This window comes from Humibacillus xanthopallidus (genome assembly GCF_006717145.1).
Taxonomy (GTDB): Bacteria; Actinomycetota; Actinomycetes; order Actinomycetales; family Dermatophilaceae; genus Humibacillus; species Humibacillus xanthopallidus.
This window is the reverse complement of the sequence record NZ_VFQF01000001.1, coordinates 38,301-60,304: the sequence shown is the minus strand read 5'-3', so window position 1 is coordinate 60,304 and position 22,004 is coordinate 38,301. Positions and strand designations below refer to the sequence as shown.

The 22,004-nt window shown below is 70.9% G+C and carries 13 protein-coding genes; 7 read left to right on the top strand and 6 right to left on the bottom strand.

The annotated features are described in order from the left end of the window. Nucleotides 1–29 precede the first annotated feature (29 nt). Nucleotides 30–647, top strand: a complete 618-nt coding sequence (locus FHX52_RS00220) for an ASCH domain-containing protein (RefSeq protein WP_141818896.1) — start codon at nucleotides 30–32, stop codon at nucleotides 645–647. Nucleotides 648–650: 3 nt separating this feature from the next. Here FHX52_RS00220 and FHX52_RS00215 read toward each other — a convergent pair whose 3' ends face one another. Both FHX52_RS00215 and FHX52_RS00210 read right to left on the bottom strand, forming a co-directional pair. Beyond that, on the bottom strand, nucleotides 651–1,688 hold the full coding sequence (locus FHX52_RS00215) for a hemolysin family protein (protein ID WP_141818894.1): 1,038 nt from the start codon (nucleotides 1,686–1,688) through the stop codon (nucleotides 651–653). Next, on the bottom strand, nucleotides 1,685–3,061 hold the full coding sequence (locus FHX52_RS00210; protein ID WP_141818892.1) for a hemolysin family protein: 1,377 nt from the start codon (nucleotides 3,059–3,061) through the stop codon (nucleotides 1,685–1,687). Before FHX52_RS00210 ends, FHX52_RS00215 begins: the two co-directional genes overlap by 4 nt. A 175-nt stretch (nucleotides 3,062–3,236) precedes the next feature. On the opposite strand from FHX52_RS00210, the gene FHX52_RS00205 reads away from it, so the two are divergent. The 5 genes from FHX52_RS00205 to FHX52_RS24630 all read left to right on the top strand — a co-directional run bounded on the left by FHX52_RS00205 (nucleotide 3,237) and on the right by FHX52_RS24630 (nucleotide 10,309). Further along, nucleotides 3,237–4,289, top strand: a complete 1,053-nt coding sequence (locus FHX52_RS00205) for an ABC transporter ATP-binding protein (protein WP_141818890.1) — start codon at nucleotides 3,237–3,239, stop codon at nucleotides 4,287–4,289. After that, nucleotides 4,286–5,089 carry an ABC transporter permease subunit gene (locus FHX52_RS00200; protein ID WP_141818888.1) on the top strand — a complete coding sequence of 268 codons (804 nt, stop codon included), beginning with the start codon at nucleotides 4,286–4,288 and terminating at the stop codon, nucleotides 5,087–5,089. The genes FHX52_RS00205 and FHX52_RS00200 overlap by 4 nt, the downstream gene beginning before the upstream one ends. A gap of 153 nt (nucleotides 5,090–5,242) precedes the next feature. Further along, nucleotides 5,243–9,112, top strand: coding sequence for a multifunctional oxoglutarate decarboxylase/oxoglutarate dehydrogenase thiamine pyrophosphate-binding subunit/dihydrolipoyllysine-residue succinyltransferase subunit (locus FHX52_RS00195; protein ID WP_141818886.1), 3,870 nt, complete (start codon nucleotides 5,243–5,245; stop codon nucleotides 9,110–9,112). Nucleotides 9,113–9,184: 72 nt separating this feature from the next. Next, on the top strand, nucleotides 9,185–9,361 hold the full coding sequence (locus FHX52_RS00190) for a DUF6104 family protein (protein ID WP_141818884.1): 177 nt from the start codon (nucleotides 9,185–9,187) through the stop codon (nucleotides 9,359–9,361). A gap of 15 nt (nucleotides 9,362–9,376) precedes the next feature. Next, a complete protein-coding gene (locus FHX52_RS24630) occupies nucleotides 9,377–10,309 on the top strand; it encodes a GDSL-type esterase/lipase family protein (protein ID WP_141818882.1) in 933 nt (310 codons plus the stop codon). Between the two features lie 26 nt (nucleotides 10,310–10,335). Here the strand turns inward: FHX52_RS24630 and FHX52_RS00180 are convergent, their stop codons facing one another. Continuing rightward, on the bottom strand, nucleotides 10,336–10,779 hold the full coding sequence (locus tag FHX52_RS00180) for a hypothetical protein (protein WP_246069538.1): 444 nt from the start codon (nucleotides 10,777–10,779) through the stop codon (nucleotides 10,336–10,338). Nucleotides 10,780–11,176: 397 nt separating this feature from the next. Here FHX52_RS00180 and FHX52_RS00175 point away from each other — a divergent pair, with 397 nt between their 5' ends. Beyond that, nucleotides 11,177–11,425, top strand: coding sequence for a WhiB family transcriptional regulator (locus FHX52_RS00175; RefSeq protein WP_141818880.1), 249 nt, complete (start codon nucleotides 11,177–11,179; stop codon nucleotides 11,423–11,425). 182 nt (nucleotides 11,426–11,607) lie between these two features. Here FHX52_RS00175 and FHX52_RS00170 read toward each other — a convergent pair whose 3' ends face one another. The 3 genes from FHX52_RS00170 to FHX52_RS00160 form a co-directional block, all read right to left on the bottom strand. Then, a complete protein-coding gene (locus FHX52_RS00170; protein ID WP_141818878.1) occupies nucleotides 11,608–13,095 on the bottom strand; it encodes a sensor histidine kinase in 1,488 nt (495 codons plus the stop codon). Between the two features lie 96 nt (nucleotides 13,096–13,191). Further along, nucleotides 13,192–16,518, bottom strand: a complete 3,327-nt coding sequence (locus tag FHX52_RS00165) for a fibronectin type III domain-containing protein (RefSeq protein WP_141818876.1) — start codon at nucleotides 16,516–16,518, stop codon at nucleotides 13,192–13,194. Between the two features lie 141 nt (nucleotides 16,519–16,659). Then, nucleotides 16,660–21,975 carry an NAD-glutamate dehydrogenase domain-containing protein gene (locus FHX52_RS00160; RefSeq protein WP_141818874.1) on the bottom strand — a complete coding sequence of 1,772 codons (5,316 nt, stop codon included), beginning with the start codon at nucleotides 21,973–21,975 and terminating at the stop codon, nucleotides 16,660–16,662. Nucleotides 21,976–22,004: the final 29 nt, after the last annotated feature.

The following is a 22,004-nucleotide window of genomic DNA, read 5'->3' as shown; positions in this document are numbered from 1 at the left end:
TACCCCGCTGCGTCGTGCCACGATGGGGCGTGCTCATCTCGAAGCCCGTCGCCGAGGCGATCCGTGCCGGCACGGTGACGCAGGCCTTCCGCCGGTGGGACGCGCCACGAGTCAAGGTCGGTGGAGTGCAGCTGACCCCGTCGGGCCTCGTCCGCTTCGAGGCCGTGAGCCAGGTCCGCGACCCCTCCCGGCTCACCGAGCGCGACGCGAAGCGGGCCGGGGTCAAGGACCTCGCCACCCTGCAGAGGTTCCTCGCGCCGACGACGCGCAAGCCTTCGGCGCGGGGAGGGCGCGGCGGTGAGAAGGTCTATCGGATCAGACTGAGCTGGGCCGGCGAGGATCCGCGAATCGCCTTGCGCGACAATCTCCCCGACGACGAGACGCTGATCGACATCCGGACGCGGCTCTCGCGCCTCGACGCCCGCCCCTCGGGCCCGTGGACCCGAGACATTCTCGAGTGGATCCGCGACAACCCCCATGTCGTCTCCAAGGAGCTGGCGGCCCTGCGCGACGTCGAGCTGCTGCCGATGAAGGTCGACATCCGCAAGCTCAAGGCGTTGGGACTCACCATCAGCCACGACGTCGGCTACGAGCTCTCACCCCGCGGGGCGGCATACCTCGACTGGCTTGCACGGCAAGGGAGCTGACCGTCAGCGCTGAGTGGTGTCGGTGACCTCGCCGACGAGCTCCTCGATGACGTCCTCGAGGAAGACGACGCCCGTGACCACACCCTCGTCGTCGATGACGCGGGCGAGGTGCGAGCCGGTCAGCTGCATCGTCGCGAGCACGTCCTCGACCTCGTCCTGCTGACGGACCGTCGCGAGACGGCGGATGCGCTTGGGCGGGATCGGCAGCTCGTGCCGCTCGTCGTCGGCGTAGAGGACGTCCTTGAGGTGGAGGTAGCCCGCGATCTCGTCGGCGGCGTCACGCACGGGGTAGCGCGAGAAGCCCTGCTTCGCGACGAGCCGCTCGATGTCTGCCGGCGTGGCCCCGAGCGGCACGGTCGTCAGCGCGTCGAGGCCGACCGCGACCTCGTGCGCGCGCTTGTCGGAGAACTCCAGCGTCTTGGCGACGAGGCCGTGGCGCTCCTCCTCGATCAGCCCCTCCCGGCGCGACTCCCCGACGATGTGCGCGACCTCCTCGGCGGTGAAGGCCGAGGCGATCTCGTCCTTGGGCTCGATGCCGAAGCGGCGCACCATCCACTTCGCGGTGCTCTCCATGGCGCTGACGATGTGGCGCAGGCTGCGGGCGAGGAAGAAGAGCGGCGGCACGAGGACGAGCGCCGCGCGGTCCGGTCCGGCGATCGCGAGGTTCTTCGGGATCATCTCGCCGACGACGACGTGGAGGTAGCTGACGATGAGCAGCGCGATCGCGAGCGCGACGCCACTGGCCCACGCGTCGGAGAGCCCCCAGGAGTGGAAGATCGGCTCGAAGAGGTGGTGCAGGGCGGCCTCGGCGAGCGCACCGAGACCCACCGAGCACACCGTGATGCCGAGCTGGGCCGTGACGAGCATGGAGCCCAGCCGCTCGAGCGCCTGGAGGCACGACGCGGCGCGCTTGCTGCCGGCATCCGCGAGGGGCTCCAGCGTGGAGCGGCGCACCGCCATGGCCGCGAACTCCGCGCCGACGAAGAAGGAGTTGCCGAGCAGGAGCAGCAACGACACGACGTAGACCCAGGGCCCGCTCACGGCTGACCCTCCGCAGGAGGCGAGGACGCGGGCGACGACGTCGCCGATGCCCCCGCCGACGCATCCGGCGGCAGCGAGTCGGGGTCGGGCACGAAGCGCAGCCGGTCGACGCGACGGCCGGCCATGCCGGCGACGACGATCCGCCAGCCGGGCAGGGTGACGACGTCGCCGACGACGGGCACCCGGCCGAGGCTGCTCATGACGAAGCCGCCCATGGTCTCGTAGGTCGAGCCGTCGGGCACGTCGGCGTCGAAGGCGTCACGCACCTCGTCGGGGCGCCACAGTCCGGGCACCGTCCACGACCCGTCGACGAGCTCGCGCCCGCTCTGCCGGGTGCGGTCGTGCTCGTCGGCGACCTCGCCGACGATCTCCTCGACGACGTCCTCGAGGGTGACGATGCCCGAGGTGCCGCCGTACTCGTCGACGACGACGGCCATCTGGAAACCACCCTCACGCAGCTCGCGCAGCAGCGGGTCGAGGCGGATCGTCTCGGGCACGACGAGACGGTCGGACATCAGGGCCGACACCGGCACGTCCTTGCGCCGCTCGTGCGGCACGGCCATCGCCTTCTTGACGTGGACGACGCCGTCGATGTCGTCCCAGTCGTCGCCGAGCACCGGGAAGCGGGAGTGGCCGGTGCGTCGCGACAGGCGCAGCACGTCCTCGGCCGACTCGTCGCGGTGGATGCCCGTGCAGCGCACCCGCGGCGTCATGACGTCGTCGGCCGTCCGCTCGCCGAAGCCGAGCGAGCGGGTGAGCATGCGCGCGGTCGTGATGTCGAGCGTGCCGGCGTCGGCGGAACGCTGCACGAGGCTCGCGAGCTCCTGCGGCGTGCGCGCGCCCGACAGCTCCTCCTGCGGCTCGATGCCCACCGCGCGCAGGAAGCGGTTGGCCGAGCCGTTGAGCACGATGATGAGCGGCTTGGCGACGGCCGCGAAGACCCGCACCGGCAGGGCGACGACCTTCGCCGTCGCGAGGGGCGCCGAGATGCCGAGGAACTGCGGCAGCAGCTCGCCGAAGACCATGGAGAAGATCGTGGCGAGCACGAGGGCGAGCGCGCTCGAGACCGCCTCGACGGCTCCGGCCGACAGGCCGAGCGCCGTGAGCGGGCCCGCCACGAGGCTGCCGATGGAGGGTTGCGCGAGGGCACCGACGACGAGCGTCGTGATCGTGATGCCGACCTGGGCCGCCGACAGCTGGGTCGAGAGCTGGGTCACCGACTGGAGAACGACGCGCGCCCTCGAGTCCCCCTCGTCGATCGCCCGCTGCACGGTCGGCCGGTCGATCGCGACGAGCGAGAACTCGGCCGCGACGAAGACGGCCGTGCCGGCGGTGAGCAGCACGGCGACGAGCAGCAGCAGCCACTCGGTCACGGGAGCATCCAGCCGGCGGAGGCCAGGCGATCGTCGGCGTCGGTCATCGCGCCCCACTATAGGGAGGAGCCGCCCGTATGCCGTGTGCAGAGGTCTGCGTCCCCGCCGCGACCCGCTGTGGTTGAGTTGGCCCCGTCAGGATCGACCCGGCGGGGGCCGGAGGAGGAGAGCTGTCGTGGATCCCGCAGGCCCAGAGCCCACCGGTCGCATCGAGGTGCGCGGGCTGACCAAGCACTTCGGCTCGTTCACCGCCGTTGACCACCTCGACCTCGACGTCGCGCCGGGCCGCATCACCGGCTTCCTCGGCCCGAACGGCGCCGGCAAGACGACGACGCTGCGCATGCTGCTCGGGCTCGTGCGACCCACCGCTGGAACGGCCACGATCGACGGCCGGCGCTATGCCGACATCCCCAACCCGCTGACGGTCGTCGGGTCGGCCCTCGAGGCGACGAACTTCCACCCCGGACGCACCGGGCGCAACCACCTGCGCGTCCAGGCTGCCGCCTCCGGCGTCTCCGACAAGCGCGTCGACGAGCTCCTCGAGCTCGTCGGCATCCCCGCGGCGGCGCGCAAGCGGGCGGGCGGCTACTCGATGGGCATGCGCCAGCGCCTCGGCCTCGCGGCCGCGATGCTCGGCGACCCGCACGTGCTCATCCTCGACGAGCCCGCCAACGGTCTGGACCCCGAGGGCATCCGCTGGCTGCGCGGCTTCCTGCGTCACCTCGCCGACGAGGGGCGCACCCTGCTCATCTCGAGCCACATGCTCTCGGAGGTCGAGCAGACCGTCGACGACGTCGTCATCATCGCCAACGGCAGACGGGTGGCGCAGGGCACGGTCGAGGAGCTGCGCGGTGAGCCGACGGCCTTCGTGCGGACCTCTGACCCCGACCGCCTCACCGCGGCGCTGCAGCAGCGCGGCCTCCGCGTCGCCCCGAAGGGCAGCGGCCTCCAGGTGACCACGGAGGACCTCGCCGTCGTCGGCGACATCGCTCACGCGAGCGACGTCGCGATCCACGAGCTGCGCAGCGAGCAGACCCACCTCGAGGAGCTCTTCTTCAACCTCACGGAGACCGAGGGCGACCGCAACCGCCTCACCGGTGCGACCTCCGCGCGAGCGGGTGGGTCGCCGGACCTTCCGCCGCCGACCCTCCCGCCACCGAGCGGCCCGCCGGTCGACCCGTCCGTGATCGCCGCTCCGCCGGCCGACGCCAAGGAGACCGGACGATGAGCGCCGCCATCCGCGCCGAGTTCCGCAAGTTCTTCACGACCCGGCTCTGGTGGGGCATGGCGATCGCCGTCATCCTCTCCGGCGCCGCCTTCGCCGTCCTCTTCGCCCTCGTCTTCACCAGCGACATCGCGAGGGGACCGCAGGGGGCAGCCGTGCCGACCACTGACGCCGCCCTCGCCAAGGCGGTCTTCACCGGCGGCATCCAGATCGGCTACCTGCTCACCCTCGCGATCGGCGTCATGACGATCGGGGCCGAGTACCGCCACCAGACGATCACCGCGACCTTCCTCGCCGTGCCGCGCCGCGGCCGGGTCATGGGGGCCAAGGTCATCTCACTGCTCGTCATCGGAGCCTTCTACGGCGTGCTGTCGCTCGCCGGCGCCGTCGGGGCGGGCGCCCTCGTGCTCACGGCCAAGGGCCACCACCCCTTCGCCGACAGCTCGATCTGGCGCACGCTCGCCCTGTCGCTGCTCGTCCTCGGCCTCTGGGCTCTCATCGGTCTCGGCGCGGGCATCCTCATCCCCAACCAGGTCGCCGCGCTGCTCATCTCGATCGCCGTCGCGTGGATCGTCGAGCCCGTGCTCGGGCTCGTGCTCGCCCTCACCGACTGGGGCCAGAACATCTCCCCCTACCTGCCGAGCCGGGCGACCGCGGCGATGCTCGAGTCGACCAGTGGCGGCTTCGACGGCCAGCCCGTCGACCAGCTCTCGTGGTGGGCGGGGGCGCTCGTACTCGCCGCGTATGCGGCCGTGATGGCGGGACTGGGCACCTGGCGAACGGTGCGACGCGACATCGCCTGACGGCATACGGGCGGCAAACGGGCGTGACGAACGCCTCGTCACGGGAGCGTTTCGACGGCCCGGGGCCATGGCTGGTATCGACCGGTTCGGGGCTAGGCTGGACCCCCGTACAGGCAACGACGCACCCGAGCCAACGAAAGAGGCGCATCCGCCGTGTCCGAACAGTCCACGTCCGGCGACCCCATCGCAGCATTCGGGCCCAACGAATGGCTCGTCGACGAGCTCTACCAGCGCTACCTCACCGACAAGCACTCCGTCGACAGGGCCTGGTGGGAGTTCTTCGAGGACTACGGCTCGGACGGAGGACGTGGCGTCAACGGTTCGACCCCGACACCTCCGCCCGCCACCAACGGCACAGCCACGCAGACCAACGGCGCAGCCCCGGTCACGGCCGAGCCCGCCGCATCGCCAGCCGCTCCGACCGCCGCTCCGACCGCCAAGGCCGAGCCCGCGCCGGCACCTGCGGCCCCGGCCGCCCCCGAGGCCAAGGCCGCCACGGCAGCTCCGGCCGCTCCGGCAGCGCCCGCAGCTCCCGCCGCCAAGGCCGAGCAGAAGGCCGAGCCCAAGCCGCGTGACGTCCCGGCGGTGAAGCAGACCGGCCCCGTCAACGAGGACACCGTCACCCCCCTGCGCGGAGCCCCGCAGCGCGTCGTCGCCAACATGGAGACCTCGCTCACCGTCCCCACCGCCACGAGCGTGCGTGCCGTGCCGGCCAAGCTGCTCATCGACAACCGCGTCGTCATCAACAACCACCTCGCCCGCTCGCGCGGCGGCAAGGTGAGCTTCACGCACCTCATCGGCTACGCGATGGTCAAGGCCCTCGCGATCATGCCTGCGATGAACAACGGCTTCACCGAGAAGGACGGCCGCCCGGCGCTGCTCCAGCCGGCCCACGTCAACTTCGGCCTCGCCATCGACCTCCAGAAGGACGACGGCACCCGCACCCTCGTCGTGCCCTCCATCAAGTCGGCGGAGGAGATGGACTTCGTCCACTTCTGGACCGCCTACGAGGACATGGTCAAGAAGGCCCGGCACAACAAGCTGACCGTCGAGGACTTCCAGGGCACGACGATCTCGCTGACCAACCCCGGCGGCATCGGAACCGTGCACTCGGTCCCCCGCCTCATGTCGGGCCAGGGCACGATCATCGGCGTCGGCGCGCTCGACTACCCCGCGGAGTGGCAGGGCGCGAGCAACGAGACCCTCAACCGCAACGCCGTCAGCAAGATCATCACGCTGACCTCGACCTACGACCACCGGATCATCCAGGGCGCCCAGAGCGGCGACTTCCTGCGGATCATCCACCAGCTGCTCCTCGGCGACAACCGCTTCTACGACGAGATCTTCGAGTCGCTGCGCATCCCCTACGAGCCGATCCGCTGGATCCAGGACGTCGACTCCTCGCACGACGACGACATCAACAAGGTCGCCCGCGTGCAGGAGCTCATCCACGCCTACCGCGTGCGCGGCCACCTCATGGCCGACACCGACCCGCTCGAGTACAAGCAGCGTCGCCACCACGACCTCGACGTCACGACCCACGGCCTGACCCTCTGGGACCTCGACCGGACCTTCGCCACCGGCGGCTTCGGCGGCGCGCCCTTCCTCAAGCTGCGCAAGATCCTCGGCATCCTGCGTGACTCGTACTGCCGCACGAGCGGCATCGAGTACATGCACATCCAGGACCCCGACCAGCGCAAGTGGATCCAGGACAAGGTCGAGCGGCCCTACGAGAAGGCCGGTCGCGACGAGCAGATGCGCATCATGCGCCGGCTCAACGCCGCCGAGGCCTTCGAGACCTTCCTCCAGACGAAGTTCGTCGGCCAGAAGCGCTTCTCGCTCGAGGGCGGCGAGTCCGTCATCGCCCTGCTCGACCGCATCCTCTGCCGAGCCGCGAGCGACAACCTCGACGAGGTCTGCATCGGCATGCCGCACCGCGGCCGCCTCAACGTGCTCGCCAACATCGCCGGCAAGTCCTACGGCCAGATCTTCCGCGAGTTCGAGGGCAAGCAGGACCCCAAGTCGGTCCAGGGCTCGGGCGACGTGAAGTACCACCTCGGCACCGAGGGCAAGTTCGTCTCCGAGGACGGCTCGACGACGAAGGTCTACCTCGCGGCCAACCCCTCGCACCTCGAGGCGGTCAACCCGGTGCTCGAGGGCATCGTGCGCGCCAAGCAGGACCGGCTCAACCTCGCCGGCGAGTCCTTCCCGGTGCTGCCCGTGCTCATGCACGGCGACGCGGCCTTCGCCGGCCAGGGTGTCGTGGCCGAGACGCTCAACCTCTCGCAGCTGCGCGGCTACCGCACCGGCGGCACGATCCACGTCGTCATCAACAACCAGGTGGGCTTCACCACCTCGCCGAGCAGCTCGCGCTCCTCGGTCTACTCGACCGACGTCGCACGGATGATCCAGGCGCCGATCTTCCACGTCAACGGCGACGACCCGGAGGCCTGCGTGCGCATCGCCGAGCTCGCCTACGAGTTCCGGCAGGAGTTCAACAAGGACGTGGTCGTCGACATGGTGTGCTACCGCCGCCGTGGCCACAACGAGGGCGACGACCCGTCGATGACCCAGCCGCTGATGTACAACCTCATCGAGGCCAAGCGCTCGGTGCGCAAGCTCTACACCGAGTCGCTGATCGGCCGCGGCGACATCAGCGTCGAGGACGCCGAGGCCGCGCTGCGTGACTACCAGCAGCAGCTCGAGCGCGTCTTCATCGAGACCCGCGAGGCCAAGAAGGCCCCGGCGGGTGCGCCGTCGGCAGGTGCCGACCGCGACTCCGACGCCCCCGACAACGCCGGCCTCGAGCGTCCGACCGCGCAGGTTCAGGACGACACCGCCCCGCGCCGCTCGGCCACCCAGACCGGGGTCAGCCAGGGCGAGCTCATCCACATCGGCGAGAGCTTCGCCAACCCGCCCAAGGGCTTCACCGTCCACCCGAAGCTGAAGCAGCTGATGGACCGCCGCGCCGCGATGGTCCGCGACGGCGGCATCGACTGGCCGATGGCCGAGCTGCTCGCCTTCGGCACCCTCCTCAAGGAGGGCACCCCGATCCGCCTCGCAGGCCAGGACAGCCGCCGCGGCACCTTCGTGCAGCGTCACGCCGTGCTCATCGACAAGAACAACGCGGAGGAGTGGACCCCGCTGCTCTACCTCGGTGAGGGACAGGCCCGCTTCTGGGTCTACGACTCGCTCCTGTCGGAGTACGCCGCGATGGGCTTCGAGTACGGCTACTCCGTGGAGCGGCCCGACGCCCTCGTGCTGTGGGAGGCGCAGTTCGGCGACTTCGGCAACGGCGCCCAGACCATCGTCGACGAGTTCATCTCGAGCTCGGAGCAGAAGTGGGGCCAGCGCAGCTCGGTCGTGCTCCTCCTCCCCCACGGCTACGAGGGCCAGGGTCCCGACCACAGCTCGGCGCGCATCGAGCGCTACCTGCAGCTCTGCGCCGAGAACAACATGACGGTCGCCTACCCCTCGACCGCGGCCAGCTACTTCCACCTCCTGCGCCGGCAGGCCTACGCCCGCCCGCGCACGCCGCTCATCGTCTTCACCCCGAAGTCGATGCTGCGCAGCAAGGCGGCGGCCAGCGACGTCGAGGCCTTCACCCAGGGTGGTTTCCGCCCGGTCCTGCCCGACCACGAGGGCGTCACGACCGACGTCACCCGCGTCATCCTCGCGAGCGGCAAGGTCGTGCACGAGCTCGACGCCGAGCGCGAGAAGCGCGGCGACACCAAGACGGCGATCGTCCGCGTCGAGCAGCTCTACCCGATCCCCGAGCAGGAGATCCGTGACGCGGTCTCGCGCTACCCGGGCGCCGAGCTCGTGTGGGTGCAGGACGAGCCCCGCAACCAGGGCGCCTGGCCGCTCATGGCGCAGTGGCTGCACGAGGACCTCTGCGAGATGGGCGAGACCCGCCCGTGGCGCGTCGTGGCCCGCAAGGCCTCGGCGTCCCCCGCGACCGGCTCGTCCAAGAAGCACGCGCTGGAGCAGGCCGAGCTGATGGACCGCGCCTTCAACCGCTGAGCCCGCACCCGCACCGTCGACGCCCGGCCCGCCTCCGTGGGCCGGGCGTCGTCTCGCGATAGCCTCCCTACCGTGTACTTCACCGACCGGGGCATCGAAGAGCTCGCCGCTCGCCGCGGTGAGGAAGAGGTCAGCTTCGACTGGCTCGCCGAGCAGCTGCGCACCTTCGTCGACCTCAACCCGGAGTTCGAGGTGCCGATCGAGCGGCTCGCGACGTGGCTGGCGCGGCTCGACGATGACGAAGACTGACGAGGAACTGACGACGTGAGCGAACCCACCGACACCTCGGACGACACCGGCACCGGGCGCAGGCCCTACGGCGTCGGCCCCGCCTACCCTTCGCGCCACACGGAGTTCACGTCCGAGCCCCCGCCGAGCCGGTATGCCGCCGCGCCTGCCGCCGCTCCCGCGCCGGCTCCCGTGGCCCCCGCTCGAGAGCCCGACCCCGCCCCTACCGCAGCCGTGTCAGGTGCACCGAGCGCACCTGCGGCCCCTGCCACAGCGCCCACTCCGGCGACGACGCACCAGGCTCCCCCCGGTGCGCGGAGTGCGACCGAGCCGGAGCCCTCCTTCACCCCGAGTCGCGAGTTCGCGGTGGCCGACGGGGTGCGCGACGTGGGGCTCGTCTTCATCGGCGCCTCGATGACGGCGGGCTACGGCGATCCCAAGGGGCTCGGGTGGGTCGGCCGGGTCGTGGCCCGCACGCAGCACCCGGACCTCGACCTCACGGCATACAACCTCGGGGTGCGCGGCAACACCTCGGGCGACGTCGTCGCGCGCTGGGGGGCCGAGTCGCACCCCCGCTGGAAGGGACGAGGCGAGCGGCGGCTCGTCGTCTCGGTCGGCGCCGGCGACATCACGTCGGGCATGACGATGGCGCGGTCGCGGCTCAACCTCGCGAACGTGCTCGACGAGGCGACCAACTCCGGCATCGGCGTCTTCGTCGTCGGCCTGACGCCGACGCTCGACGCCGAGCACAACCGCAAGATCGAGGCGCTCGCCGAGGCGCAGGCCGACGTGTGCGCCCGACGCGGCATCACCTACGTCGACTGCTTCCGGCCGCTCGTCAGCCACGACCAGTGGATGGCGGACCTCGCGGCCAGTCCCGACCGGGTGCACCCCGGGCAGGCCGGCTACGGCCTCGTCGCCTGGCTCGTGCTGCACAACGGCTGGAACGACTGGCTCGCGATCAGCTGACCCCGCGAGGGGACCCCGCCTGGAGATCAGCCGCCGTCGGAAGTCTCGCGCCGGTTCCGGGGAGCGGCGACCGCAGCGACGATGCTCGCCAGCGCGACCGCCCCGAGCGCGACGGCGATCTGGGCACGGTCCCCCTCGCGGAGCGACCACGCCACCGGCAGCAGCAGGGCGTTCCACAGCACGGTCGGCGTCTTGGGCCAGTCGGCTGCGCCGAACCACCCTCGCGCCAGCGCGAGCAGCCCGACCCCGAAGACGAGGATGAGCACCGTCGACACCGCCGCCCGCGACAGGTTGTCGGTGGCTCCGGAGACCATCTCGACGACGTAGAAGACGGTGAAGCCGAGCAGGACGAGCCCCTCGAGGGCGGTCAGCGCGCCCGCCACGCGATGGGCCACCGTGGCGGCGCCGCGAGGCTGTGGGCGCGGCCCAGGGGTGGGGTGTCCGCTCGGGCTGGAGCTGGGATCGGTCACGGCAGCAGCGTAGCGAGCGTGAGAAGTCCCACCGCACCGGCCAGGGAAGCCCGGCCGTAGGTGTGGAACTGTGAGGCTCCTGCCGATAGAGTGTTTCCTCGGTGTGACTTGCGTCCAACACGTTGAACACGCACGTGGGCTCTGGGCACACTGGTCATGAACTCTCCGGGCACGGAATCTTCCGGTGCTCGGCGGCGTTCGTCAGATGGGGCTGTCCCACAGCACGATGACGCCGGTGCATGGCCGCCTCGACCCCCGCCCCGTCATGTCCCACCCACCACCACACCACGACTTCACCCCCTCACGGCTCCGTCAACGACGCTGGCGCCCGGCTCCCGCGACCGCGGGGCTCCGCCGGGGGCGGTGACGACACAGACCACAGAAGGAGCACAGCCATATGGATTGGCGCGACCGCGCTGCCTGCCTGGAAGTCGACCCGGAGCTGTTCTTCCCCATCGGGAACACCGGGCCGGCGATCCTGCAGATCGAGGAGGCCAAGGCTGTGTGCCGTACCTGCCCCGTCATGGACACCTGCCTCAAGTGGGCCCTCGAGACCGGGCAGGACGCCGGCGTCTGGGGTGGCCTCTCGGAGGACGAGCGTCGCGCCCTCAAGCGCCGCAACGCCCGGGCCCGCCGAGCCGGCTGAGTCCCCGCCTGCCAGCCCGGTGACGACCCCCGTCACCGGGCTTTTGCATGCACCCCGTCGAGTGGCCAAAGTCTGCCGCCTGCCCCACGTCGAGTGGCCAAAGTCTGCCGCCTGCCCCAAGTCGAGTGGCCAAGGTCTTCCGCCTGCGACTCGTGGTCGACGGAGGCTCGGTCCCCGGCTGGCTATTCCAGCGGGCGCAGGCTCGCCGTGAAGCGGGCCCGGGTCCCGTGCGGGCTCACCGGCTCCCACGTGATGCGGCCCTGGAGGTCGCCGACGAGCGACTGCACGATCTGCGTGCCCAGACCCGAGCCGGGCCGGCGAGCCGGGTCGATTCCCTTGCCGTCGTCCTCGACGGACACGGCGAGCATCGGCTTGCCCCGCTCGTCAGACGACCGCTCGATGCTGATGCGCACCTCTCCCCCGGCGTCTCCCAGGCCGTGCTCGATCGAGTTCTGCACGAGCTCACTCATGATCATGGCCAGGGACGTCGCGTCCTCGGCTCTCAGCCTGCCGAAGGAGCCCTCGGTGACGGTGCGGACGGGGGCCCCGTTGGCCGTCACCTCGACGACGGCGTTGAGGCCGCGTTGCGCGATGGTGTCGAACTCGACCGTCTCGTCGAAGCCCTGGCTCAGCTGGTCGTGCACCATGGCGATCGTGCCGACCCGGCGCTCGGCCTCCTGGAGTGCGGTGCGGGCCTCACCCTCCGGCACCCGGCGGGCCTGCAGGCGCAGCAGCGCCGCCACCGACTGGAGGTTGTTCTTGACGCGGTGATGGATCTCGCGGATCGTCGCGTCCTTGGTCATGAGCTCGCGCTCGCGGCGCCGCAGCTCCCCGACGTCGCGCAGCAGGACGATGGCCCCGAAGCGCTGGCCCGCCTCGGTCAGGGGGATCGCACGCATCGAGACCGTCGTGCCGCCCGCGACCACCTCCGTGCGCCACGGCTGCCGGCCGGTCACGACGAGGGGCAGGCCCTCGTCGACGGGATACGAGTCGCGCACGTTGTCGGTGACGATCTGCGCGAGGCTCGCGCCCACGACCTCACCGAGGTGCCCGAGCCGGTGCAGGGCCGACACGGCGTTGGGACTGGCGTAGGTCACGAGGCCGTCGATGTCGAGCCGGATGACGCCGTCGCCGACCCGTGGGGCGCCGCGGCGCAGGCCTGTCGGGGCGCCGCCGTGCGGGAACTCGCCGCCCGTCACCATCCGGCACAGAGCGTCGGCCGTTGCGAGGTAGGTCAGCTCGAGGCGGCTCGGGGTTCGGGTCGTCCAGAGGTTGGTGTGCCGCGTCAGCACGGCGACGACGTGGCCCCCGCGGACGACCGGGATGTACTCCTCGCGCACCGACTGGTCGGGGGCGTGGTCGTGCGGCACGAGGACCTGTCGCACCCGCAGGATGCGCTGCTCCGCAGCTGCCTCGTCGAGCAGGTCGCGGGTTCGGCCCGGTTCCGCGACGCGCCCGACCTGGTCCTCGACGAAGACGAGCTGGCCGGTCGTCGGTCGGACGTGGGCCACGGCCTCCCAGTGGTCGCCGACGGTGCGCACCCACAGCAGGAGGTCGGCGAAGGAGAGGTCGGCGACGAGCTGCCAGTCGCCGACGAGCAGGTGCAGCCAGTCGACGTCGTGGTCGGGCAGATTGGTCCGCCCGCGCAGGAGTTCGCTCAGGGTGGCCACGACCCGAGCCTATGCGTCGCCGCTGCGGCACCGCCGACCGGTCCGGGGCGATCCGGGAGATCCGGCGTAACCGGTGGTCGGCGAACCGCGGGGCGGTCAGCGCGAGGTCACGACGGTCGTCGACGCCGCCGCGACGCAGGTGTAGACGGCTGGGCAGTCGAGCCGGAAGGTCCGCGGCGCCGTCACGCCCACCTGCTGCACGGTGTCGTTCCACGTCTGGCCGTTGAAGGTGAAGAAGCGCCCGCCGCCGTCGAGACCCGCACAGAAGTTGGCCGCGGGGCAGCTGAGGTCATACACCTGCGAGACGATGGAGCTCGTGGGCACCTTCTGCCACGACGACCCGGTGAACCGGTAGCTCGCGCCGTCGTAGTTCACGGCGAGGCACATCGTCGTCGAGGCGCAGGCGACGTCCTCGGCGCCCTCGAACCTCGAATCGATCCTGCGGGCCGGCGACCAGCTCGTCCCGTCCCAGCGCGACCAGTACGCGTTGTAGGCCGTGACCGCCACGCACGAGGTGCGACTGACACAGTCGACGAACGTCGGATAGCTCGCACCCGCGATCGCGAAGACCGCCTTGGGTGTCGACCAGCCGGACCCCGTCGTGGTCGAGGCACGGCCCACGGAGTCGAAGGCCACGCACCAGCCGGACACGGGGCAGCTCGGTCTGCCGAGGTCGGCCGGGGTGCTCACCGACGCGGCCCAGGATCCCGTGTAGAGCCGGGACTGCCGCATCTGCGCGTCGAGGGACACGCACCACGTCGTCGTGGCACAGGCTACCGACCGGGCCCAGTACCCCAGCTGCGTCGGCCCCGACCAGCTCGAGCCACCCCAGCGGTATGCCGCCCCACGGCCGTCAGTGGCCTGGCAGCCGGACGTGCTGGGGCAGGAGAGGTCGACGATCCCGCCGCGCGTGGGGTCGAAGGTCGCCATCGACGTCCACGTGCTGCCGTTGTACCTGCTGAAGCGGCCGTGCTGGTCGGTCGCGAGGCACGTCGTCGAGGCGCACGACAGCGCACCGTTGAGAGCGCCTACGGAGCTGAGCCTCGTCGCGGCGCTCCACGTCGTGCCGTTCCACCGCTTCGCTCCCTGCTCGGGGTCGGTCGTGACGCAGAACGACGACGAGGTGCACGACACCTGACGCCCCTGGAAGCTCCCGCTCGAGTCGAGCGTGGCCGGTGCGGACCACGACGAGCCGTTCCACCGCACCGCGATGGCGCTACCGGTCGAGATGCAGAACGTCGTCGACGCGCACGACACGGCATAGATCGAGGTGCCCGCGCCGGCGATCTTGCTCACCGTCCAGGTGCTGCCGTTGTAGCGCGCCGCGTAGCCGGCCCCGACGGTCGTGTCCTGACCGGCCGCCATGCAGAACGTCGTCGAGACGCAGTCGACCGACCAGTAGTAGCCCGACGTCCGGACCGGCGTGCTCCAGGTCGTGCCGTTGAACCGGGTGACGTAGCCACTGCCGTTGACCGCCATGCAGAAGGTCGTGGACACGCAGTCGACGTCGTTCCAGCCACCGATGTCGGCCGGCAGCGTCGGCCTGACGATGCTGCCCCAGACGCCATTGCTGTAGGTCACGAGCCCACCGTCGAGAACGCTCGCGGCGCAGAAACTCGTCGAGGCACAGCCGATGGCGTGGAAGCCGCCCATGTCCTCCTCGCGGTCGACATCGACGGCTCGAGCCGGCGCGCTCCACGACGTGCCGTCCCAGATGAGGGACTGCCCTGACCAGTCCCCTGCGAGGCACCAGGTGCTCGTCGGACAGGAGAGCGTGCTCGGCGCGCCGACATAGGGTGCGACCACGGCCGGTGTCCCCCATTCGAGCGGCGTCGTCGTTGCTGTCGTGGTCGCCGGTTGGGCGACGTTCGGGAAGCCGTCGTGCGCCCAGAGCGTGTAGCTGTAGGTCGTGCCGGGGGTGAGGTCGCTGTCGGTGAAGGTCGCGCCGGTCGTCTCCGCGACGACCTGTCCCACCAGGGGGTCGTCGCTGGGGGTGGGACCCACCACCCGGCGGATCGTCACTCCTGTGAAGTCGGCATCGCTCGGGTTGGTCCAGCCGAGGGCGATGGCGTTCTTGGCCGGTTGGGTCGTGGTCAGGCCCGTGACGCCCTGAGGAGGGGACGTGTCGAGCGGGTCACCCAGGACGTAGCCGACGACGTCGGCGACGACGTGGACCGAGCCCGAGGTCGTCGCGAAGATGTCGACGAAGCCCTCGGCAGAGACGGGGGCGAGCACCAGGTTGGCCTCTGTCGAGCCGGCGAGGAAGTTGAGGTTGGACCCGGTCGGCAGCCCGGGCCCGTTGGGCAGGACGCTGAGGTTGCCGGTAGCCGTGGCACCGGTGGCCGTCACGTTGAGCAGCACCGCCGAGACAAAGTGGGCAGGCACCCCGGCGACGTCCACGGCATCGACGGTGGCCCAGTCGTGGTAGCCGAGCGGGTCGTTGCTCGTTCGGGTGTCGAGCAGGCGCACCGGCGAGACCGCCGTGAGCGCGCCGTCCACCGACGGCACACCGTCGGGAACCCACCCCACGACGTCGGCGATGAGCTGCACCGTGCCGCCCGAGACGACGCGCAGGTCGACCGTCCCGGTGGAGCTGAGCGGCACGACGACGAGGTTGGCCCGAGTCTGCGCCTTCGCGTAGTTCAGTGACGAGGTGCGGGGCGTCCCGACGACCGTGGGCGCCACGACCACGTAGCCGGCTGCCGTGCCGCCGGTAGCCGTGACGTTTAGGACGACCGAACCGGCTCCGCTGCGCGGCACGCCGCCGCGACCACTGACCGGCAGGGTGACCGTCGATCCCCCGGCGACGGCTGCCTTCGGGGCGCCCACTCCCGACCGGGTGTCGAGCACTCGGGCGGGGGTCACCGACCTCAAGGTCGCCGCATCCGTGGCCGCACCCGGAACGACGTAGCCGGCCACGTCGGCGAGCAGGTGCACCGCGCCTGACCCACCCACCGTCAGGTCGACGAGCCCGTCCGGGGACACCTGAGCCACAACGAGATTCGGCGTGGTCTGTCCCGGTGCGAAGTTGAGCGAGGAGGCCGAAGGAGTCGGCGTGCCGTGGGCGTGGGCCGTGACGAAGCCGGCACCCGTCGGGCTTACGGCCGTGACAGTGATCGCGACGACGGACGTGCCAGCGGGTATCCCCTCGCGGCCTGCCACGGCAAGGCTGAGGCTCGTGCCCGCAGCGACCGCACCCCGGGGCGCACCGAGTCCGGACCTCGTGTCGAGCAGCCGGTGGGCGGGCAGCGGCACGAGGCCCCCGGGCACCGTGGAGCCGGCCGTCGCAGCAACCATCGACGGTGACGTCGACGCGGACCTCAGCACGGCCGGCGAGGCGGGCGAGGCCGGCGCTGAGGCCAGCGCCGGAGGGGCGGCGCAGACGACGAGAAGGGCTGCAGCGATGGCGCTGACACGGCGCACGTGACTCTCCTAGGGGTCGGCCACGGTCCGTGGCGGGCACAGCCTAGAGCCTGCTCGCCCGGCGGTGCGGCGAGGGCGATCGGGTCTTTGCACGGCGGACCCTTGTCGTGGGCGATCGGCCCACGACACGGGTCCGCCAGGTCAGCCTCGCGACGCGGCCGAGCGCTTCGCGGCGGCCTTGCGGGGAGCCGCCGAGGACTTCACGGCACCGCCCTTCGTCGGGGGCGCGGCCTTCTTCGTGCTCGCTGCCTTCGTGGCGGGGGTGGCCTTCTTCGCGGGCGTCGCCTTCTTCGTCGCCGTGGCCTGCTTGGCGGGCCCTGGCTTCGTGGCCCCCGCCGTCTTCTTGACGGCCGCCGTCTTCTTGACCGCCATGGTCTTCTTGACGGCCGCCGCCTTCTTGACCGCCACCGTCTTCTTGACGGCCGCCGCCTTCTTGACGGCCGCCCCCTTCTTCGCCACCGGAGCCCTCTTCGCGGCTGGAGCCGCGGGCGCTGCCGTGGCCGTGACCGTGACGGCAGCGCTCGAGCTCGCCGGCTTGGTGACGGTGCGCAGGGTGCGCAGGGCGACCGAGAGGGCGGCGATGCCCGCGTGCGTCATGCGCTCGATGCCTCCGAGCGCACCGCGAGCCCGGCTCAGGGCGTCGGCGTTGAGCTCGGACCACTCGGTCAGACGCTCAGCGGGGGCGCTGCTCCGGTTGCTCACCTCGAGCACCGACCTCGTGAGGCTGTGGAGCACGGAATAGAGGTCGTCGCGCAGGGCCCCTCTGGCCATGGCGTCCCAGCGGTCGTCGCGGGGCAGCATCGTCACGCGGCCGAGCATCGCGTCGATCGAGAACGTCTCTGACGTCAGGAAGTAGACGCCGACCACGTCGTCAAGCTTCTCACCGGTCTCCTCGGCGATCTCGATGATGTCGAGCAACGAGTAGCCGTCGAGCAGCGAGGCCGCGACCATCGCGAGCTCCTCGGGCACGCCCTTACCCTGCAGGTCGCGCGAGCGGCGCATGAGGCGCGCACGCTCGGTGCCCTGGAGCAGCTCGGGGATGCGGGCGGCATACGTCTCGATGCCGGGACGGAAGCGCGCGACCTCGGCAGCGATGTCGAGCGTGGCCGGCCGGGTCGTGAGGAACCACCGCACCGAGCGGTCGATGAGTCGACGGAACTCGAGGTAGAGGGCCGTCTGGGCACCGGTGCTCACGACGTTGTCGGTCGCCTCGACCTGGCGCACGAAGCCCGCGAGGTCGAAGATCTCGCGGCAGACGACGTAGGCCCGGGCCACCTGCTCAGGCGACGCGCCGGTCTCCTCACCCGCCCGGTAGGCGAAGGTGATGCCACCGCGGTTGACCATCGAGTTGGCGACGGAGTTCGTGATGATCTCGCGGCGCAGCGGGTGCGCAGCGATCTGCTCGGCGTACTTGCCCCGCAACGCCTTCGGGAAGTAGCCGGCGAGGGTCTCGGCGAACCACGGGTCGTCGGGCAGCGACGTCGCGATGAGCTGGTTCTTGAGGTAGAGCTTCGCGTAGGCGACGAGCACCGAGAACTCCGGTGACACGAGGCCCAGACCCTCCTTGTTGCGGCGCGAGATCTCGGCGTCGCTCGGCAGGAACTCGAGCCCTCGGTCGAGGTCGCCGTGCTGCTCGAGGAACTGGATGAGCCGCTCGTGCACCGTCAGCATCGCGTGCTGCTGGGCGCGGGCGTTGCCGAGCAGGACGTTCTGCTCGTAGTTGTCGCGCAGGACCTGCTGGGCGACGTCGTCGGTCATCGACGCGAGCAGGGTGTTGCGCCGCTTCATCGTCAGCTCGCCCGAGCGGGTCAGCTCGGTGAGCAGGATCTTGATGTTGACCTCATGGTCGGACGTGTCGACGCCGGCGCTGTTGTCGATGGCGTCGGTGTTGACGCGCACGCCGCGCAGCGACGCCTCGATGCGGCCGAGCTGGCTCGCGCCGAGGTTGCCGCCCTCGCCGACAACCTTGCAGCGCAGGTCGGCGCCGTTGACGCGGATGGCGTCGTTGGCGCGGTCGCCGATCTCGCCGTTGCTCTCGGAGGTCGCCTTGACGTAGGTGCCGATGCCGCCGTTCCAGAGCAGGTCGACCGGCGCCTGGAGGATCGCCTTCATCAGCTGGGCCGGGGTCATGCTCTTGGTGCCGGCGCGCAGGCCGAGGGCGGTCGCCATCGGGGCGCTGATCGGCACGGACTTGGCCGAGCGGTCGAAGATGCCGCCACCCTTGGAGATGAGCGAGGCGTCGTAGTCGGCCCACGAGGAGCCGGGCAGCTCGAACATCCTGCGCCGCTCGGCATACGAGCTCGCGGCGTCGGGCGTCGGGTCGACGAAGATGTGCCGGTGGTCGAAGGCGGCCACGAGGCGGATGTGCTCCGACAGGAGCATGCCGTTGCCGAAGACGTCGCCGCTCATGTCGCCCACGCCGACGACCGTGAAGTCCTCGGTCTGCGTGTCGACGCCGAGCTCGCGGAAGTGCCGCTTGACCGACTCCCAGGCGCCCCGGGCGGTGATGCCCATGCCCTTGTGGTCGTAGCCGGCCGAGCCGCCTGACGCGAAGGCGTCGTCGAGCCAGAAGCCGTAGTCGGCAGAGATGCCGTTGGCGATGTCGGAGAACTTCGCCGTGCCCTTGTCGGCGGCGACGACGAGGTAGGTGTCGTCCTCGTCGTGGCGCACGACCCGTTGCGGCGGCACCGCCTCGCCGGAGACGAGGTTGTCGGTGAGGTCGAGCAGGCCCGAGATGAACAGCCGGTATGCCGCGATGCCCTCGTCCATCCACGCCGCGCGGTCGACGGCGGGGTCGGGCAGCTGCTTCGCATAGAACCCGCCCTTGCTCCCGGTCGGCACGATGACGGCGTTCTTGACCATCTGTGCCTTGACGAGGCCGAGGATCTCGGTGCGGAAGTCCTCACGGCGGTCGCTCCAGCGCAGGCCGCCTCGGGCGACCTTGCCGAAGCGCAGGTGCACACCCTCGACGCGGGGGCTGTAGACCCAGATCTCGAACATCGGCCGCGGCGCCGGCAGGTCGGGGACCTTCTTGGGGTTGAGCTTGAGCGAGACGTAGGTCTTGTCGTTGCCGCGCTCGTCGGGCTGGTAGAAGTTCGTGCGCAGGCTTGCCTGGATGACGCCGAGCAGGGCCCGCACGATGCGGTCGTGGTCGAGGCTCGCGACGTCGTCGAGGGCCTCCTTGACGCTCGCGACGAGCGTGCGCTGCCGGGCGGCGCGCTGGGCGACCCCTGCCTCGGTCGTGTCGTCGAAGGCGTCGGGGTCGAAGCGCGCCTCGAAGAGCTCCACGAGGCTGCGCGCGATGCCGGTGTGGGCGACGAGGGCCGACTCGACGTAGTCCTGCGAGAAGGTCGACCCGGTCTGGCGGAGGTACTTCGCGACGGTGCGCAGGATGACGACCTGGCGCCACGTCAGACCGGCGGCGAGGACGAGGGCGTTGAAGCCGTCGGACTCGGCGCGGCCCTCCCAGACCGCGCGGAAGGCGTCCTCGAAGCGGCCCCGCACCTCGTCGGCGTCGGCGCCGGTGCCCCACCGCTCGGCGGGAGCCCGCAGGCCGAAGTCGAAGATGTGCAGCACGCGCTGGTGGTCGACGACCCGCACCTCGTAGGGCCGCTCATCGGTCACCTCGACACCGAGGTGGGTGAAGAGCGGGAGCACCTGAGTCAGCGACAGGTCGGCCCGACGGTAGAGCTTGAACCGCCGCTCCTCGGGCCCCTCTGCTGCGGCATCGGCATAGAGGTGCAGCGCGGTGGTGCGGTCGCCCTCACCGAGGCGCTCGATGCGGTCGAGGTCGGCCACGGCCGTCTCGACGTCGAAATCCTCCTTGTACGCCTCGGGCAGCGCCTTGGCGTAGGCCGCCATCGTGCGGGCGCCCTCGTCGACGCCGCGCGACTGGCTGAGCGCCTCGGAGAGATCCTCGTCCCACGTGCGGGTGGCGTCGATGACGCGACGCTCCAGCGCGTCCTCGTCGATGTCGGGGATGTCCACGCCGGACGGCATACGGACGACGAAGTGCAGGCGCGCGAGCGTCGACTCGCTGACGCGGGTCGTGTTGTCGATCGTCTGGCCGCCGTAGGCCTCGAGCAGGATGGCCTCGATGCGCAGGCGCACCGTCGTGTTGTAGCGGTCGCGCGGGAGGTAGACGAGGCAGGAGACGAAGCGGCCGAACTCGTCGCGACGCGTGAAGAGCTTGGTCTTGCGGCGCTCCTGGAGGTGCAGCACGCTCGTCGCGATGTCGGAGAGCTGCTTGGGGCTCGTCTGGAAGAGCTCGTCGCGCGGGTAGGTCTCGAGGATCTGCAGGATGTCCTTGCCGGAGTGGCTGTCCGGGGAGAGCCCGGTGAGGCGCAGCACCTCCTCCGCCTTGACGTCGAGCAGCGGGATGTCGTGGATCGTGTCGTTGTAGGCGGCCGAGGCGTAGAGCCCGAGGAAGCGCTGCTCGCCGACGCACTCGCCGCGCGCGTCGAACTTCTTGATCGAGATGTAGTCGAGGTAGACGTCGCGGTGCACGGTGGCGCGCGAGTTGGCCTTGGTGATGATGAGGATCGTCGAGTCGCGGGCGGCCCGGCTCGCCGCGGGCGTCAGCACGACACCCGTGCCGGCGTGCGGCCGGTCGTAGCGCAGGACGCCCAGGCCGGTGCCGGCCACCTGCACCGAGATGTCGTGGCCGCTCTCGTGCTTCAGGGCGTACTCGCGGTAGCCGAGGAAGGTGAAGTTGTTGTGCGCGAGCCACTCGAGGAAGCGGCTCGCCTCGCGCGCCTGGCGGGGGTCGGTCCCGGGAGGGGTGGCCGACTTGAGCTCGCTCGCGATGGTCAGCGCGTGCGCGCGCATCTTCGGCCAGTCCTCGACGGAGTCGCGGACGTTCTCGAGCACGTGGCGCAGCCGCGCCTCGAGGTCCTCGAGGGCACTCGGGGGCAGGCGGTCGATCTCGACGTGCATCCACGACTCACGCACCACGCCGATGGAGTCGTCGTGCGTTCCCATCGAGCTGCCCTCGGGCAGCACCGAGCGCAGCTCACCCGTGATGGTGCGCTCGACCGTCATCTGGGGGTGGACGATGAGGTGCACCCCCCGGTCGAACCCGCCGAGCGCCGAGACGACAGAGTCGACGAGGAAGGGCATGTCGTCGCAGACGATCTGCACGACCGTGAGGCCGGTCGACCAGCCCTCGTCCTGCGCCGTGGGGTTGAAGGCCCGGACGTTGAGCGTGCCGACGGGGCGCTGCTGGGCGAAGTCGCGGTGCGCGAGGGCCATCGTCGAGAGCTCGCGGGCGGGGCGGGCGAGCAGGTCCTCGGTCGCGACGAGTCGGTAGTAGGAGGCGAGGAACGCCTCGACCTCCGCGGTGGGGTCTGCGCGCCGGCCACGGCGACCCTCGGCTCGTGTGCTGGTCGTCGGTGGCGCCGCCGCGGCGGCGGCGGTACGGAGGACGTCGATCCGAGACTCTTCGAGTGACGCGGTCATGCGTGTGTCGGTTTCCTCACCGTGTGGCG

Excerpts from the sequence above, each read along its gene's own strand:
- FHX52_RS00200 (WP_141818888.1), top strand. The coding sequence starts at position 4,286 with ATGAGCGCCGCCATCCGCGCCGAGTTCCGCAAGTTCTTCACGACCCGG.
- FHX52_RS00175 (WP_141818880.1), top strand. The coding sequence starts at position 11,177 with ATGGATTGGCGCGACCGCGCTGCCTGCCTGGAAGTCGACCCGGAGCTG.
- FHX52_RS00160 (WP_141818874.1), bottom strand. The coding sequence starts at position 21,975 with ATGACCGCGTCACTCGAAGAGTCTCGGATCGACGTCCTCCGTACCGCC.